Below are 16,768 nucleotides of genomic sequence, written 5' to 3'. Positions count from 1 at the left end.
CAGCGTCATTCAAGACCCGTTTAAACCATGACTGAAACAGCAACAAGGCGGCGCCGGCGGGCGCTGCCAAGGAGAATCGTATGCCTGTAGTAGCCCTGAAACCCGATTACCGTGGTGCCGTGCGCGACGCCGCGGATCAATTCAACGGTCAGCAATTACTCTTTGTCGAATGGAGCGGCCACCTGAGCATCAGCGCCCCCATCGCGGTGCTGGTCGACCCGGAACAAGCCTTTGCCGATTTTATCGACAGCACCCTGCAGCAGAGCGCCTTCGCCTCCCACTCCGACTGGCCGGCCATCGACTGGCAGCAGGCCCGGTGGCGCTTCGAGCGCCGGCCACTGCATATCGAACCCGGCGCGACCTTTGCCAGCCTGGGCGTAGGCCACAAGGCCTTCCTCACCCTGCACACACCGGATCTGAACGGAATTTGAGGAGGCTGCCATGAGTTACGAACTGACGATCGAACCCCTCGGCCAGGTGATCGAGGTGGAGGAAGAGCAGACCCTGCTCGACGCCGCGCTGCGCGCCGGTATCTGGCTGCCCCATGCCTGCGGCCACGGTCTCTGCGGCACCTGCAAGGTACAGGTGTCGGAGGGCGAGGTGGACCTCGGCGAGGCGTCGCCCTTCGCGTTGATGGATATGGAACGCAGCGAGGGCAAGGCGCTGGCCTGCTGTGCCGTGCCCCAGTCGGATCTGATCATAGAGGTGGACATCGACGAAGACCCGGACGCGAAAGTCATTCCGCTGCGCGACTTCGAGGCGACGGTGGAATCCATCGTCGAGCTCACGCCCACCATTCGCGGCATCTTCCTCAGGGTCGACAACGCGGAGATCGCATTCCAGGCCGGCCAGTACATCAACCTGTATGTACCCGGCGTGGCCGAACCCCGAGCCTTCTCCATCGCCAGCGCGCCGTCCCAGTCGAACCTGATCGAACTGAATGTGCGCAAGGTGCCGGGCGGCGCCGTCACCACCTGGTTGCACGAAGCGCTGGAAACCGGCCAGAAGCTGACCTTCAGCGGGCCCCTGGGCCGCTTCTTCACCCGCCATTCGGATCCCAACCCGGTGATATTCATTGCCGGCGGCTCCGGGCTGTCCAGCCCCAAGTCGATGATCCTCGAATTGCTGGAGGCCGGCGACCCGCGTCCCATCACCCTGTTCCATGGGGCGCGCAACCGCGACGAACTGTATTACGTCGAACTGTTCGAGCAGCTGGCCCGCGAACATGCGCAGTTCCGCTATCTGCCGGTGCTCTCCGACGAGCCCGATAACAGCAACTGGGCAGGCGAGCGGGGCTTCGCTCACGAGGCGGCGGAGCGCACCTATGCCGATGGCTTCCACAACCACAAGGCCTACCTGTGCGGCCCGCCGCCGATGATAGAGGCGTCGATCCGCAGCCTGATACGTGGCCGCCTGTTCGAACGCGACATCCACATGGAGAAATTTATCAGTGCCGCGGATGCCGCCAACCAGGCCACCCGCAGCCCCTTGTTCCGCAACATCTAGGGAGATCACCATGCCTTTGATCCGACTAGAGGGCTCTGATGAACAGTTTCACTGCGATGACCAGCGCAACCTCCTTGAGGGCATGCAGCGACTGGCTTGCAAGGGGATTCCGTTGGGCTGCCGGGGTGGCGGCTGCGGGGTGTGCCGGGTGCAGGTGCTGAGTGGCCGTTATCACTGTACGCGCATGAGCCGCGAGCAGGTCAGCGAGTCCGATGAAGATGCCGGCATTGCCCTGGCGTGCAGGCTGTATCCGAAAACCGATCTGGCCATTGCGGTACTTGGGCGAAAGGGGCTTAAACGTTCCTCCGAAAACAACAACAAGAGGTGATGATTATGGGTATGAAAACAGTGCTTCGTCCGGGACATATTGCCATCCGGGTCATGGATCTGGGTGCCGCAATCACGCACTACGTCAAGGTGCTGGGCATGGTGGAAACCGCCCGGGACGAGCAGGGACGAGTCTTTCTCAAGGCCTGGGACGAGCATGACCATCATAGCCTGGTGCTGCGCGAAGCCGACGCCCCGGGCATGGATTACATGGCCTTCAAGGTCGAGGACGAAACCACCCTTCATGATCTGGCGAAGGCCATCACCGAGTTCGGGCTGGATGTTGAATGGGTTTCCGCCGGCGAGCACCCCTTTACCGGTGAACGGCTGCGCTTCACCGCACCCACCGGCCATGTGTTCGAGTTGTATGCGCACAAGGGGCTGTATGGCAACGGCATGCCGACTACCAACCCCGGCATACGGGCAGATGATCTCAAGGGCATCCACCCCAGCCGCTTCGACCACTGCGCGCTGATCGGCGACGACGTGGAAGGCAGCTACCGGCTGTTTACCGAGGTGCTGGGCTTCGATCTGACCGAGCAGGTGGTGGACGGCGACGAGAAGCGGGCTGTGTTTCTGAGCTGCAGCACCAAGCCGCACGATGTGGCCTTCATTCAGGGACCGGTCAAGGGCAAGCTGCATCACATGTCGTTCTTCGTCGACTCCTGGGCCCAGGTGCTGGATGCGGCCGATATTATCGCCAGCAACGACGTGCCCCACGAAGTGGGACCCACCCGCCACGGCATCACCCGGGGTGAAACCCTCTACTTCTTCGATCCGTCCGGCAACCGCAACGAAGTCTTCAGCGGCGGCTACATCTGGTACCCGGACCGCCCGACACTGACCTGGACCGTCGATGAAATGCCCAAGGCCCTGTTCTTCACCGAACGCAAGCTTAACGAAACCTTCCTCACCGTCGTGACCTGAGTCAACTCGCTTTTTTTTTTAACCACCTAATGGAGAAACCCATGAACATGATGAGCAACAATCCGGAACTGGGCCGCAGCATTCAGGCCGGCAATATCGCCACCAATTGTCACGACCTCGGCACGGGGGATCCCGTGGTGCTGATCCACGGCTCCGGCCCCGGCGTCACCGCCTGGGCCAACTGGCGGCTGCTTATGCCCGAGCTGGCCAGGGAGCGGCGGGTGATCGCCCCCGACATGGTTGGATTTGGCTATACCGAACGCCCCGATGGCATCACCTACGGCAAGGACGTCTGGGTACGCCAGCTGCTCGATCTGCTCGACACCCTGGATTTGCCACAGGTTGACCTGGTCGGCAACTCCTTCGGCGGCAGTATCGCCCTGGCCTTCGCCATCGCCTACCCGCACCGTGTGCGCCGGCTGGTGCTGATGGGCAGCGTGGGCGTGCCCTTCGACATCACCCCCGGACTGGACGCCGTCTGGGGCTATACCCCTTCGCTGGACAACATGCGCGGGCTGCTCGACGTCTTTGCCCATAGCCGGGAACTGGTGACCGACGAACTGGCCGAATTGCGCTATCAGGCGAGCATCCGCCCGGGCTTTCAGGAGTCCTTCTCGGCCATGTTTCCGGCGCCGCGCCAGGCTGGAGTCGATGCCCTGACCAGCCCGGAGGCAGATATCCGCGCCCTGCAGCACGAGACCCTGATCATCCACGGCCGTGACGACCAGGTCATTCCGCTGCAAAACTCGCTGACTCTGCTCGACTGGCTGACGCATGCACAGTTGCATGTGTTCGGCGAGTGCGGCCACTGGGCGCAGATCGAGCACGCCGAGCGCTTTCGCCGCCTGGTGAGTGACTTCCTCGCGGAGTGACGGAACATGAACCGGGGCCTCGCGGCCCCGCATACAGGACAACCCAATGACATTATCCCATCTGGAATACCTGGCCGAGCGCCTGGTGGACGCCGAGCGCAAGCGCCAGCCCTGCGCGCCCCTGCGTGAAGACATCCGCCTGCACCAGGGCGACGCCATCGAGGCGGCCTACCGCATTCAGCAGTCCAATGTGCAGCGTCGGCTCGATGCCGGTGCCCGCATCGTGGGCCGCAAGATAGGCCTGACCTCGGTGGCGGTGCAGCGCCAGCTCGGCGTCGACTCCCCCGACTATGGCTGCCTGTTCGCCGACATGGCCTGTGGCGACAACGAGGAAATCCCCCTGAGTCGGCTGCTGCAGCCGAAAGTGGAGGCGGAAATCGTGCTGGTGCTGGAGCGTGACCTGAGCTGCGAACGCCACACCGTTGCCGATTTGATCGGCGCCACCGCCTACGCCCTGCCGGCGCTGGAGATCGTCGACAGCCGCATCGCCGACTGGAACATCGGCCTGACCGACACCATTGCCGACAACGCCTCCTGTGGCCTGTTCGTGCTCGGCAGCCGACCGGTGTCGCTCAGCCGCTTCGACCTAGTCGACTGCACCATGCGCCTGACCGAAAACGGCACCGAAGTTTCCCGGGGCCAGGGCAGTGCCTGCCTGGGCAACCCATTGAACGCCGCCTGCTGGCTCGCCGATCGCATGGTGCAGCTCGGCACCCCGCTGCAGGCAGGCGACATACTGCTGACCGGGGCCCTGGGCCCGATGCAGGCGGTACGCGCCGGCGCCACCTATCACGCTGACATCGAGGGGCTGGGTCGTGTCCGCACCCGTTTCTCAACTCTGGAGAGCTGACACATGAAACAAGCACGCATTCCCGTTGCCATCATTGGCTCGGGCAACATCGGCACCGATCTGATGATCAAGATCATGCGCCATGCCCAATACCTGGAAATGGGCGCCATGGTGGGCATAGACCCGGCCTCCGACGGCCTGGCCCGGGCCGCCCGCCTGGGCGTGCCGACAACCGCCGAGGGCATCGACGGGCTGCTGGCCCTGCCCAACTTCAAGGATATCCGCATCGTCTTCGATGCCACTTCGGCCGGCGCCCACGCCCGCCACAACGAAAAACTGCAGGCCCATGGCGTGCAGGTGATCGACTTGACGCCGGCGGCCATCGGCCCCTATGTGGTTCCCGTGGTCAATCTGGAACAACACCTGAACGCCCCCAACATCAACATGGTGACCTGCGGCGGCCAGGCCACCATTCCCATGGTGCGCGCTGTATCCCAGGTGGCGAAGGTGCACTACGCCGAAATCGTCGCCTCCATCGCCAGCAAATCGGCCGGCCCCGGCACCCGCGCCAATATCGACGAGTTCACCGAGACCACCTCCCGCGCCATCGTCGAGGTGGGCGGTGCCCGGCAGGGCAAGGCGATTATCGTCCTCAACCCGGCCGAGCCGCCGTTGATGATGCGCGATACCGTCTACTGCCTGGCGGAGGAAGGGGCCGACGAAAACGCCATTCGGGCCTCGGTGGCAGAAATGGCCCGGGCCGTGCAGGCCTACGTGCCCGGCTACCGGCTCAAGCAGGAGGTGCAGTTCGAACGCATCACCGCCGAACGCCCGCTGAATATACCGGGGCTCGGGCGTCTCTCGGGGCTCAAGGTATCTGTCTTCCTCGAAGTCGAAGGTGCCGCCCATTACCTGCCGGCCTATGCCGGTAACCTGGACATCATGACCAGCGCTGCGCTGTCGGCCGCCGAGCGGTTTGCCGGCCGTCACCAGGCCCAGGCGGCCGCGCGAGGAGAGCAGAAATGATCGATACCACCCGCAAGATTTATGTTTCCGATGTCACCCTGCGCGACGGCATGCACGCAGTGCGCCACCAGTACAGCCTCGACCAGGCCCGTACCATTGCCCGGGCACTGGATGCCGCCGGCGTCGACAGCATCGAAGTCGCTCATGGTGACGGCCTGCAGGGCTCGAGTTTCAACTACGGCTTTGGCGCCCACACGGATCTGGAGTGGATCGAGGCGGTCGCCGGCGAGCTCAAACAAGCCCAGGTGGCGACCCTGCTGCTGCCCGGCATCGGCACAGTGCACGACCTCAAGGCCGCCTACGACGCCGGCGCCCGTATCGTGCGCGTGGCCACCCACTGCACCGAGGCCGACGTGTCCCGCCAGCATATCGAGTATGCCCGTGAACTGGGCATGAATGCGGTGGGTTTTCTGATGATGAGCCACATGAATACGCCCGAAGGGCTGGCGGAGCAGGCCCGGCTGATGGAAAGCTACGGCGCCCAGTGCATCTATGTGGTGGACTCGGGCGGTGCGATGAACATGTATGACATCGCCGAACGTTTCAAGGCCCTGAAGAAGGTGCTCGACCCCGCCACCGAGACCGGCATGCACGCCCACCACAACCTCAGCCTGGGTGTGGCCAACAGCCTGGTGGCACTGGAGCACGGCTGCAACCGCATCGACGCCAGCCTGACCGGCATGGGCGCCGGGGCCGGTAACGCGCCGCTGGAGGTGTTTATTGCCGTCGCCGAACGCATGGGGCTGAATCACGGCTGCGACGTCAAGGCGCTGATCAATGCCGCCGAGGATATAGTGCGGCCGCTGCAGGAGCGCCCGGTGCGGGTTGACCGGGAAACCCTGGCGCTGGGTTATGCCGGTGTCTACTCCAGCTTTTTGCGCCACACCGAGGCGGCTGCGCAGAAATACGGGCTGTCGGCTTTCGATATTCTGGTGGAGCTGGGCAAGCGACGCATGGTCGGAGGCCAGGAGGACATGATCGTCGACGTGGCGCTGGATATGCTGCGCACCCGCTAACGCGCAGCCATTGTTGGGGTGAGCCTCGCGTTCACCCCTTTTTTGTTTCTCTCGCCGAACTGGTTGCTCTGCCGCAGGCCGGGAAACCCGACCCGGATCATGCCCCCGCCGCCACCACTACAACTCGAATTTCTTTTGCTTGTAGCCGATCTGGGCCCGGCTGATCCCCAGCAGTCGCGCGGCGGCACTGAGGTTGCCCTCGCAACGTTCAATGGCGGCCTTGACCACCACGGCTTCCAGATCTTCCATCGGGATGCGCTGATCGAGGACATGATCCAGAAAGGCATCCACCTTGCCGTCCCGCGCGCCTTTTCCGAGGCACCCATCCCGGTTGAGCCCGGTAGTCACATCATACTGCAGCGGATCACCGGACGAGAGGAACAGTGTCGAGACGTCAATCAGACTGTCCGGCGCCGCCAGGATCATGCCCCGCTCCATAACATTTTCCAGCTCCCGCACGTTGCCGGGCCAGTCGTGACTCAGCAACGCATGCCGTGCCCTGTCGGTCAGGCCGCGCACCCGTTTTCCTTCACGGGTAGCGAACTTGTCGAGCAGGCGCTCCGCCAGCGGCAGAATGTCCTCCGGCCGTTCCCGCAACGGCGGGAGCGAGACCGGAAAGATATTCAGCCGGTAATAGAGATCCTTGCGAAAGGTGCCCTTGGCCACCGCGTCGGACAGGTCGACGTTGGTGGCGGCAATGACCCGCACATCCACCTTGCGCGTGCGGGTATCGCCCAGCCGGTCGATCTCCCCTGACTGCAACGCCCGCAGCAGCCGGGTCTGCGCCCCCAGGCTGAGCTCGCCGACTTCGTCGAGAAACAGGGTGCCGCCATCGGCCCGTTCGAACCGGCCGGGCCGCGAAGACTGGGCCCCGGTAAAGGCGCCTTTTTCGATGCCGAACAGCTCCGACTCGATCAGGTCATTGGGCAGGGCACCACAGTTGACGGCAACGAAGGGCTTGTCGACACGGGGACTGGCATTATGGATGGCCCGGGCAAACACGTCCTTGCCGGCGCCGGTTTCCCCGAGCAGCAACACGGTAACCGGGCTGGCGGCGGCCTTTTCGGCCAGCGCCCATGCCTGTTTGAAGGCGGGCGACTCGCCAATCATGTCGGAAGGCTGCAACCGCTCCGGCAGTGCCGAGCGCAAATCCTCCACCTGGCCCTGCAGCGTGAGGATCTGCTCCACCACCGAATCCAGCTGGTAGTAGCGCAGCTCATCCTCGACATCATCCCAGTCCTCCACCGGCATGCCGATGAAACGACAGCCATCCGGGCCCCGCTCCACTTCCTTGTGCAGAATAAAGCGCCCCATGATGCCACTGACATAGCCGGTGGCATGGCCGAGCTCGTTCCAGCACACAGGGCCATCGCCGGTGCCGTTCAGGGTATGGTGAATATGGAGCTCGAACGAATTTTGCCATAGCGCATCCATGTAATAGCGGCCAGCTTGGATGTCTATCTCGACCGCCTGTAACTCCACCTTGACCATACCCTCGAGGGCATGAAACAGCGTTCCCTTGTGCAGCAGTTCCAGATCGGACAGGCCCTGGTAGCTGCTGCGCACGATCTCGGCGTCGCGCAGCCCGGAGGCATAACCGACGCGAGTGAGAATGCCGCGCGCGCGCTCCATGCCCAGGGAATCGATCAACTCCTTGCGCAGGGCCACCAGCGCCGAGGAATGCATCAGCACCATACGCTCTTCATCGAGCCATATCTGGCCGCTCTGAAAGGAGAAACGCAGCCGCGAAGCCACTTCCGAAATGCCTGGTGAGCTTTGCTCCCAGTCACTCAGACAGGCGGAATTATTCATAACCGGATTCCTTCTGGTATGTTCAAGGTGTCATCTCCCCTGACCGGGCCAGCCCAACCACAAGGGGGCCGGCCATTTTCTCGAGACCCGCACCCATCAGGAGGCGCAGCCAGTACCAGGGACAAGGGTCCTGAGCTTTGATTGAACAGGGTGCGTTAATGAGATGTAATAATCAAGTAAGCTGATTGATACCTCCCGTTCAATTCACGGAACCGCCATGACCCCCGCCATTCTGTTTCTGGAACAGCAAAAGGCCACTTTTACCCTGCACCCCTATGAGTGCACCAGCCTGGACGACTTCGGTGCCCACGCCGCCGAACAGTTAAAAGTGCCCCCGGCGCAGGTGTTCAAGACCCTGCTCACCCAAGGCGAGCAGGGCGCCGTGGTGGCTCTGGTGCCGGCGTCCGGCAAGGTGAATCTCAAGCGGCTGGCCAGGGCCGCCGGGGTAAAGAAGCTGGAGATGATGCCGCCGGCAAAGGCGGAGCGGTTGACCGGTTACAAGGTGGGCGGCATCAGCCCCTTCGCCCAGAAGAAGCGGCTGCCCACGGTACTGGACGCCTCGGCGCAGGCATTTCCCTTTATTCTGGTGTCCGGCGGCAAGCGGGGGCTGTCGCTCGGCATGACCGCCGATAGCCTGCAGACCCTGCTCGACGCCGTCATCGCCGATATTGCCGAGTGAGGCGCAGCAACGTTTTTATTCGGCTTTTATTCGGCTTATCAATGGGATAATCACCGGGCTTTGATTGCCGCCTGACTACCACTAGGCTGTAGTAACAGCCGTCCCCGTTTAATGGGAACGGCTGTTACTCCTATCGTCGACACAAGGAAGATCACATGGGTATATTAAGCTGGATTGTTTTCGGGTTACTGGCGGGCATGCTGGCCAAGTGGCTGATGCCGGGACGGGACGGCGGTGGTCTCATCACGACCATGCTGCTGGGCATCGCCGGCGCCTTCGTGGGCGGCTGGATCGGCACCCGCCTCGGCTTTGGTTCTGTCACCGGTTTCAACCTCGGCAGCTTCTTCACCGCCATTATCGGCGCCCTGGCCCTGCTGTTCGTCTACCGGCTGATCAGGAAGTAAAACGACAAAAGGGGCCCCAGGGCCCCTTTTGGGATCAGTAGCGCGACATCAGCTCACAGGCCGGCCAGCAGGCTCCACAGATCCGCCTGCATAGCGCCAGCAGTCACTTCCCGCCCGGCGCCCGGTCCCTGGATCACCAGCGGATTCTGCCGATAGTGCCGGGTTTCGATGGCATAGACATTGTCGCCGGGGCGCAGATGGGCGAAGGCGTGATCGCCGGCCACCACTTCAAGGCCCACGCTGGCCTCGCCACTGGCCGCATCGAAGCGGGCGACATGGCGCAGCACACCACCCTGCTCCCGGGCCCGATCCAGGGCCTCGCCCAGCGGCTGATCCAGCTCGGCCAGCCGGTCGAAGAAGGCGTCTTTTTCCAGATTGGCGAGCGAGGCGGGCACCAGATCGCTGACCTCGACCCGTTCCGGGTCCAGATCGAAGCCCGCTTCCCGGGCCAGAATAACCAGCTTGCGCTGCACGTCCCGACCATTGAGATCCTGACGCGGATCCGGCTCGGTCAGCCCCTGCTGCCAGGCCTGCAACACCAGCTCGGAGAAGGGCTGCTTGCCGTCATAATGCTGGAACAGCCAGCTCAGGGTGCCGGAAAAAATGCCGCTGATGGTGCGGATCTGTTCGCCCGACTGCAGCAGCTGTCGCAGGCTGCTCTGCACCGGCAATCCGGCGCCAACGGTGGCGTTGCTGAGGAACTGCACCCTGTGTTCGGCCAGACTCTGCTTCAGACGAAGGTAGAAGCCCTGCTCCGCCGCCCCCGCCAGCTTGTTGGCGGCAATCAGGTGCACATGCTGCTCCACCAGATCCGGGTAATACTGCACCAGGGTGTCGGAGGCGGTGAAGTCGAGCGCCACCAGCTGGTCGAACCCGTGCTCTGCCAGGTTTTCCAGCCAGTCGGGCCAGACCATGGATGCGGGTTGAAAGTCGTTGAGCACCTGCTGCACTTCCAGCCCCTGGCTGGCAAGCATGGCGCCTTTGGAGTCGAATACCCCGTACAGGGTCAGCTGCACGTTCAGGGTCTGTTCCAGCCGCGCCTTCTCTTGCTGGTACAGCTTGAGCCAGGCCTGACCGATATTGCCCCGGCCAAAGAGGATAAGGCCAACGCGCTTCGGCCGGCTGAACAAACTCTGATGCAGCCGTAACAACAGCGGCTCCAGCACGATTTTGCGCACCACTCCCACCAGGCTGAGGCCGTTTCTGGCCGGCTGGATAAACTCCAGCGGCTGTTCGTTCAGGGCATGATAAAAGTGCAGGCACTGCTCGGCCTGAGCGGTCACGTCCCTGCCTACCAGCGCCACCAGCGAGAAACCTTCCCGCTGCTGCAGGCCTTCGAAGCCGCCGCCGGGCTGATGATCCCGCAGCAGCGAGAAGGCCTGTTCGGCCTGCTCCCGAGTGTAGACAATCTGCCACAGCTTGTGCTCGGGGCGACGCTTGCAGGCCAGCGGTGCCAGCTCGCGTCGGGTCAGCCACTCGGTCAGGGCATTCACCCTGTCCTGATAGCGGTCGGGTATGGTCATTTCCACCAGCACGGCATCGTCTACCGAGGTGACGATGCGAGCGCCCGGCTCCCGCGGGTGCTGGCGCAGGATACGGGTATGGCCGTCGTCCGGATGATAGCTGCAACGCAGCATCAATTGCTGCTGGCTGCTGCCCACCGGCCCCAGGGTGCGACTGTGCAATACCGGCGACCCCAGCCGGGCCAGCTCGGCGGCTTCCGGCAGCGACAACCGGGTCAGTAGCCGCGCTTCCTTTACCCGGCGGGGATCGGCACTGAACACCCCGGGCACATCACTCCAGATGGTGGTGTGCGGGCTGTCGGCCAGTGCCGCCAGCAGGGTGGCGCTGAAGTCGGAGCCGTTACGTCCCAGCAGGCGGGTACGACCTTCGGCATCGGCGGCGATAAAGCCGGTGACCACCAGGATCTGCTCCGGATGCTCGGCCATAATATCCTGCAACTGCCGGCGCGAGTGCGCCTCGTCCACCTGCACCGGCGAGCCGGATACCCGCAGAAAGCGACGCGCATCCAGGCTGACCGCGGGCAGGCCCCGGCTACCGAGCAGGCTGGCCAGCAGTCGGGAAGACCAGAGTTCACCGAATGACTGGATCAGGCTGCGCTGATAGTCATCCAGGCGGTGGTTTTCCAGTACGGTGGCGATGGTGCCGATGTCTTCAGCCAGCGCCGCCAGCAGGGGCGCGGCCTCGGCCTCATTCAGGGTGCTTTCGATCAGCCCGCATTGAAAACTGTATACCCCTTCCAGGGTGGCGGCGGCGGCGTTGTCACCGCTGACAAACAGGTTGAGCAGCTCAATCAGGCGGTTGGTGGTCTTGCCCGATGCCGACACCACGATCAGCGCATCGACCTGCCCCTGGCTGTGGATGATGTCGGCCACCCGATGGAAACAGGCGGCATCGGCCAGGCTGCTGCCGCCAAACTTATGGACCGGACGCCGATGGCTGTCGCTGTTGTTCTGCTGCTGGATCATTACTTGCCTAACACCTTGAATGCATTATCGAAATCGTCGATCAGGTCGCGTACATCCTCGATACCCACCGACACCCGCAACAGCTGATTGCTGATACCGGCAACGAGGCGGGCCTCTTCGGTCATGGCGGCGTGGGTCATGGTGGCCGGGTGGGCAATCAGGCTTTCCACCCCGCCCAGCGACTCGGCCAGGCAGAACAGTTTCAGCTGCTTCAGGAACGCCTTCATGTCGGTTTCGTCCACATTCAGCTCGAAGCTGAGCATGGCGCCAAAGCCCAGCTGCTGACGCGCCGCCACTTCGTGACCCGGGTTGCCGGGCAGGCTGGGATGATAGATGGCGGTTACCTCGGGGCGGCCCTGCAGATAGGTGATTAGCGCCTCGGCATTTTCGCAGTGCTGGCGCATGCGCACGCCCAGGGTACGCAGGCCGCGCAGGGTCAGGTAGCTGTCGAAGGGCGAACCGGTCAGACCCAGACAATTGGCCCACCAACGCAGCTCTTCGGCCAGTTCGGCACCGGCGGCCACCACGGCGCCCCCCAGCACGTCGGAGTGACCGTTGATGTATTTGGTGGTGGAGTGCACCACCAGATCGGCGCCCAGGGTCAGCGGCTGTTGCAGTGCCGGTGACAGAAAGGTGTTGTCGACCACGCTCAGGGCGCCCACGGCCCTGGCCGCCGCGCACAGCGCCGCTATGTCCACCACCCGCAGCAGCGGGTTGGACGGCGTCTCGATCCACAGTATTTTGGGCTTTTGGGCCAGGGCCGCCGTCAGCGCCGCCGTATCGGTCTGATCCACGTATTCGACCTTGAAGTTGCCCTTCTTCGCCAGGGCGTTGAACAGCCGGTGGCTGCCGCCGTAACAGTCGTGGGGCGCCAGCAGCACGTCGCCGGCCTGCAGCTGAGAGGTAATGATCAGGTTGATGGCGCCCATGCCGGTAGAGGTCACGGCGGCACCGGCGCCCTTTTCCAGCCGGGTCAGGGCATCGATCAGCGTCTGCCGGGTCGGGTTACCGGAGCGGGTATAATCGAACTGACGCGGTTGATCGAAATCGGCAAAAGAATAGGTGCTGGTGAGGTAAACCGGCGGCACCACGGCCCCATGCTGAGTATCGGTATCGATGCCGGTGCGAACGGCGTGAGTCTGGGTCTGGTAATCTGGCATATCCTCTCCTTTGCACTATGGCAACCTGATGATACTGAACGTCCAAAGCGCGCACAGTAACCCAGCCGAAACAAGCCGTCAAGCCTTCCGGACGTCTACAGGTCTTTGCTGTTGGATTGCCAATAAAAAATGTAGGGGTTACAATTCGGCTCGGATTTTTAACCTTGATGCGGGTAAATAATGAAAACTGAATGGAACGGCGACTATATCAGCCCTTACGCCGAGCACGGCAAGAAAAATGAACAGGTCAAAAAGATCACCGTGTCCATACCGCTCAAGGTATTGAAGATACTGACCGACGAACGCACCCGTCGCCAGGTCAACAACCTGCGCCATGCCACCAACAGCGAACTGCTGTGCGAAGCCTTTCTGCATGCCTATACCGGTCAGCCCCTGCCTCAGGATGAAGACCTGCGCAAAGACGTACCCGATCAGATACCCGCGCACGCCCGGGCCATCATGACCGAGCTGGGTATCGAGATAGAAGATTACGCCGCCGACGAAGAATAACCACGAGGCAAACTGACACCATGGAACGCATTTTCGAAAACCTGCTGTATGCCTCGCGCTGGCTGCTGGCCCCCATCTATTTCGGGCTGTCGTTGGCGGTACTGGCCCTGGCGATCAAGTTCTTCCAGGAAGTCTTTCACCTGCTGCCCCATATCTTCGCCATCGCCGAAGCGGATCTGATCCTGGTCACACTGTCGCTGATCGACATGGCGCTGGTCGGTGGCCTGCTGGTGATGGTCATGATCTCCGGCTATGAAAACTTCGTCTCCCAGCTGGATATTAATGAAAACCAGGAAAAGCTGAACTGGCTGGGCAAGATGGACTCCGGCTCCCTGAAGATGAAGGTGGCGGCCTCCATAGTGGCGATATCCTCCATCCACCTGCTGAAGGTGTTCATGAACGCCCAGAACATCGCGGACAACAAGCTGCTCTGGTATGTGGTGATCCACCTGACCTTTGTGCTGTCGGCCTTTACCATGGGCTTTCTCGACAAAATGACCAAGCAATCCCACTGACGGCAACCGGCCATGGCTGACAACTCAACGCCGCCGCAGGTTCAGCCTGCGGCGGCGTTGTTTTTGGTGTGGTTGTTGGTGTTGGTATAGGTGTTGGTGGTGTTGGTGGTGTTGGTGGTGTTGGTATAGGTGTTGGTGTTGGTGGTGTTGATGGAATCCGGTCTTTATCGAATCCGCAATCAGCATAAATTTAACTTGACGCTCATAAACCCTTTCATAGAACATAACCGGCTTGCGAACTATGGTTCGCATAGCGAACACTCAAGACTGATTCTGAATGCCATCCTGAATGCCACCCATTGCCATCGAGTTGCGGCTGCCCGCCTTCAATCCTGCAGCGTGAGTCCTGCTGTGCGAGGCGCTGTCGAGGTGTCGTCAGGCCAGGAACTGGATTGAGTTGAATCTAACAGTTAAGGAATAAACCAAATATGGAAGCGGTAACCAACTTTTCAGTCCGCCTGGTACAACGCTATTTACCCAGCGCCTTTGTACTGGCCGTGATGCTGACCCTGATTGTCCTGTTGATGGGCATGACCATCACCGGCGAATCCGCCATGAATATGGCCGGCTACTGGGGAAGCGGCTTTTCTTCCCTGTTCAAGTTCGGCATGCAGATGGTGCTGGTATTGCTGACCGGCTATGTGCTGGCGCTGACCCCTGTGGTGCAATCCCTGCTCAGCGGCCTGACCGCACAGGCCAGCACCCCGCGCCAGGCACTGGTGCTGACCATAGTGGTCAGTTTTGTCTGCTACTACCTGAACTGGGGCTTCGGCATGGTGGCTGGCGCCATCCTCGCCCGTGAAATGGGACGTAGGGTGGCCGGGCTGCATTTCCCGCTGATCGTGGCCGCCGCTTACGGTGGTGAGCTGGTGCGTGGGCCGTCCACCTCCATCCCTCTGGTGATCGCCACCCCGGGGCACTTCATGGAAGACGCCATCGGCATCGTATCGGTATCCGAGACCCTCTATTCCTGGTGGAATATCTCCCTGACCGCCGCCCTGCTGGCGCTGCTGCTGATCTTCTTTATGCTGCAGAAGCAGCCAAAAGACCTGGTCCAGCTGCGGGACAAGGGCGATGATGCCGGCAGTGCCGCGCAGAGCAACGCCGATATGACCCCCTCGGACCGCATTGAAAACAGCCGCTTCCCGACCCTGTTCCTGGGACTGCTGGCCGCGGCCTACCTGGTTGGAGAGGCGATCACCAAGGGGTTCAGCCTCAACCTGAATACCGTTATCCTTATCTTCCTCGCCCTGGGTTTGCTCCTGCACAAGAATTCGTCGGCCTACCTGCATGCCGCCGAAAAAGCGGTGGGCGCGGCCCGCGGTATCATCATTCAGTTTCCCCTGTATGCCGGTATCGCCGGCATGATGACCAACTCCGGCCTGGTCACCGAGTTTTCCGAGGCCATCATTTCCATCGCCACTCTGGAGACCTTTCCGCTGCTGACCTTCCTCTCGGCCGGCATAGTGAACTTCTTCATTCCTTCCGGCGGTGGTCAGTGGGCCATCCAGGGCCCGATAATGATGGAGGCGGCCCATGCCCTCGGCGCGGATCCGGCCCAGACCATCATGGCCTTCACCTGGGGTGACGGCTGGACCAATCAGATCCAGCCGTTCTGGGCCCTGCCCCTGCTGGGCGTAGCCGGCCTGTCGGCCCGTGACATCATGGGTTACCTGGTGATCTGGCTGATGATTTCCGGCGTGGCCATCGGCGGCACCTTCGTCGCCCTGTCCGTGTTCGGCTAAAACAACGGCTCCGGCCCCCTCACCAGGGGGCCGGAGCCGGTTCTGCCTTTCGATGATGACGCCGCCGCAGGTTCAGCCTGCGGCGGCGTTGTTGTTGGTGTTGTTGGCGTTGTTTTTGGTGTGGTTGTTGGTGTCGCTGTTGGTGTTGCTTCGGCTGTGGTGGTGTTCGGCGGTTACGCCGGCTGAACCAGAATCCGCGACCAGGGCAGCCCCGCATCCCCCAGGGTAATGAAGTTGGGATTGACCATGCTGTCGCGCCGGTTGTAGCTGAGCGGTTCAAGGTTCAGATCCAGCAAGCGGCCACCCGCCTCCTCCACGATGCACTGGGTAGCACCGGTGTCCCACTCGCCGGTGGGGCCGATGCGCATATACATGTCGGCGCCGCCTTCTGCCACCAGGCAGGACTTGAGCGAACTAGATCCGAGCGGCACCAACTGATAGTCAAGCGAGGGGGTCAGCCGGGAGCGAACCCAGTCCAGATTCTGCCGGAGGCTGATGGTGATGCGCAGCCCGGTCAGCGGCTCGGCCGGATCATGATGCCGTGCCGTGATGCGTCGGGTCTTGCCGTCCGCTTCCTTGAAGGCGCCGTGGCCACGTACCGCATAATACATCAGGTCATGCACAGGCCCGTACACCACGCCCAGTACCGGCTTGCCGTCTTCGATCAGCGCTATCATGGTGGAAAAGTCACCGCTGCCGGCGATGAACTCCTGGGTGCCGTCCAGCGGATCCACCAGCCAGTAACGGGGCCAGCGGCTGCGCTCGGCCAGCGGCACCTTGTTTCCTTCTTCCGACAGCACCGGTATATCGGCCAGCTCTCGCAGCGTCTGCTGAAGATAATCGTGGGCGGCCAGATCGGCACTGGTGACCGGACTGGCGTCGTCTTTGCTCTCGGCCTGGTACTGTCCACTGTTGTACAGCGCCAGGATCAGCCTACCGGATTCGCGGGCAGCCGCGATGACACCGGGCAACAAGGCATAGATATCCATG

At 62.2% G+C, this 16,768-nt stretch carries 17 protein-coding genes; 13 read left to right on the top strand and 4 right to left on the bottom strand.

All coding sequences use genetic code 11. The annotated features are described in order from the left end of the window. The first annotated feature begins 80 nt into the window (after positions 1-80). Genes HNR62_RS13255 through dmpG form a run of 8 tightly spaced genes read left to right on the top strand, consistent with a single transcriptional unit; the run spans position 81 to position 6,464 of the window. Complete coding sequence (locus HNR62_RS13255) at positions 81-431, top strand: phenol hydroxylase subunit P4 (protein WP_204796567.1); 351 nt, start codon at positions 81-83, stop codon at positions 429-431. Between the two features lie 10 nt (positions 432-441). After that, a complete protein-coding gene (locus HNR62_RS13250) occupies positions 442-1,506 on the top strand; it encodes an NADH:ubiquinone reductase (Na(+)-transporting) subunit F (protein WP_204796566.1) in 1,065 nt (354 codons plus the stop codon). A gap of 10 nt (positions 1,507-1,516) precedes the next feature. Then, on the top strand, positions 1,517-1,834 hold the full coding sequence (locus tag HNR62_RS13245) for a 2Fe-2S iron-sulfur cluster-binding protein (protein WP_204796565.1): 318 nt from the start codon (positions 1,517-1,519) through the stop codon (positions 1,832-1,834). Positions 1,835-1,845: 11 nt separating this feature from the next. After that, a complete protein-coding gene (locus HNR62_RS13240) occupies positions 1,846-2,760 on the top strand; it encodes a catechol 2,3-dioxygenase (RefSeq protein ID WP_204796564.1) in 915 nt (304 codons plus the stop codon). Positions 2,761-2,801: 41 nt separating this feature from the next. Next, the gene (locus HNR62_RS13235) at positions 2,802-3,632 is read left to right on the top strand and encodes an alpha/beta fold hydrolase (protein ID WP_275588105.1); all 831 of its coding nucleotides are present in this window, start codon (positions 2,802-2,804) and stop codon (positions 3,630-3,632) included. A 46-nt stretch (positions 3,633-3,678) separates the two neighbouring features. Continuing rightward, positions 3,679-4,482 carry a 2-keto-4-pentenoate hydratase gene (locus tag HNR62_RS13230; protein WP_204796563.1) on the top strand — a complete coding sequence of 268 codons (804 nt, stop codon included), beginning with the start codon at positions 3,679-3,681 and terminating at the stop codon, positions 4,480-4,482. Positions 4,483-4,485: 3 nt separating this feature from the next. Beyond that, positions 4,486-5,448, top strand: a complete 963-nt coding sequence (locus HNR62_RS13225) for an acetaldehyde dehydrogenase (acetylating) (protein ID WP_204796562.1) — start codon at positions 4,486-4,488, stop codon at positions 5,446-5,448. Beyond that, positions 5,445-6,464, top strand: coding sequence for a 4-hydroxy-2-oxovalerate aldolase (dmpG, locus tag HNR62_RS13220; protein ID WP_204796561.1), 1,020 nt, complete (start codon positions 5,445-5,447; stop codon positions 6,462-6,464). The genes HNR62_RS13225 and dmpG overlap by 4 nt, the downstream gene beginning before the upstream one ends. A 117-nt stretch (positions 6,465-6,581) precedes the next feature. Here dmpG and HNR62_RS13215 read toward each other — a convergent pair whose 3' ends face one another. Continuing rightward, positions 6,582-8,276, bottom strand: coding sequence for a sigma-54-dependent Fis family transcriptional regulator (locus tag HNR62_RS13215; RefSeq protein ID WP_204796560.1), 1,695 nt, complete (start codon positions 8,274-8,276; stop codon positions 6,582-6,584). A 217-nt stretch (positions 8,277-8,493) separates the two neighbouring features. On the opposite strand from HNR62_RS13215, the gene ybaK reads away from it, so the two are divergent. Together ybaK and HNR62_RS13205 are read left to right on the top strand one after the other, a co-directional pair. Next, complete coding sequence (ybaK, locus tag HNR62_RS13210) at positions 8,494-8,955, top strand: Cys-tRNA(Pro) deacylase (RefSeq protein WP_204796559.1); 462 nt, start codon at positions 8,494-8,496, stop codon at positions 8,953-8,955. Positions 8,956-9,110: 155 nt separating this feature from the next. Further along, a complete protein-coding gene (locus tag HNR62_RS13205; protein ID WP_204796558.1) occupies positions 9,111-9,359 on the top strand; it encodes a GlsB/YeaQ/YmgE family stress response membrane protein in 249 nt (82 codons plus the stop codon). 53 nt (positions 9,360-9,412) lie between these two features. On the opposite strand, the gene metL is transcribed toward HNR62_RS13205, so the two are convergent. Both metL and metB read right to left on the bottom strand, forming a co-directional pair. Next, a complete protein-coding gene (gene metL / locus HNR62_RS13200) occupies positions 9,413-11,869 on the bottom strand; it encodes a bifunctional aspartate kinase/homoserine dehydrogenase II (RefSeq protein WP_420827163.1) in 2,457 nt (818 codons plus the stop codon). After that, entirely contained in the window at positions 11,848-13,008 is a 1,161-nt protein-coding gene (metB, locus tag HNR62_RS13195; protein WP_204796556.1) for a cystathionine gamma-synthase, read from the bottom strand. The genes metL and metB overlap by 22 nt, the downstream gene beginning before the upstream one ends. A gap of 180 nt (positions 13,009-13,188) precedes the next feature. On the opposite strand from metB, the gene metJ reads away from it, so the two are divergent. From metJ to HNR62_RS13180, 3 genes are all read left to right on the top strand, one after another. Next, positions 13,189-13,518, top strand: a complete 330-nt coding sequence (metJ, locus tag HNR62_RS13190; protein WP_204796555.1) for a met regulon transcriptional regulator MetJ — start codon at positions 13,189-13,191, stop codon at positions 13,516-13,518. Between the two features lie 20 nt (positions 13,519-13,538). Next, on the top strand, positions 13,539-14,033 hold the full coding sequence (locus HNR62_RS13185) for a TIGR00645 family protein (protein WP_204796554.1): 495 nt from the start codon (positions 13,539-13,541) through the stop codon (positions 14,031-14,033). A gap of 428 nt (positions 14,034-14,461) precedes the next feature. Beyond that, the gene (locus HNR62_RS13180) at positions 14,462-15,778 is read left to right on the top strand and encodes a short-chain fatty acid transporter (protein ID WP_204796553.1); all 1,317 of its coding nucleotides are present in this window, start codon (positions 14,462-14,464) and stop codon (positions 15,776-15,778) included. 173 nt (positions 15,779-15,951) lie between these two features. Here the strand turns inward: HNR62_RS13180 and cysQ are convergent, their stop codons facing one another. Then, positions 15,952-16,767 (bottom strand): 3'(2'),5'-bisphosphate nucleotidase CysQ, encoded by an 816-nt coding sequence (gene cysQ / locus HNR62_RS13175; RefSeq protein WP_204796552.1) that lies wholly within the window; start codon positions 16,765-16,767, stop codon positions 15,952-15,954. Position 16,768: the final 1 nt, after the last annotated feature.

Origin of the sequence: Oceanisphaera litoralis (assembly GCF_016907015.1) — a bacterium.
Classification (GTDB): Bacteria; Pseudomonadota; Gammaproteobacteria; order Enterobacterales; family Aeromonadaceae; genus Oceanimonas; species Oceanimonas litoralis.
This window is presented reverse-complemented; position numbering and strand designations above follow the sequence as displayed.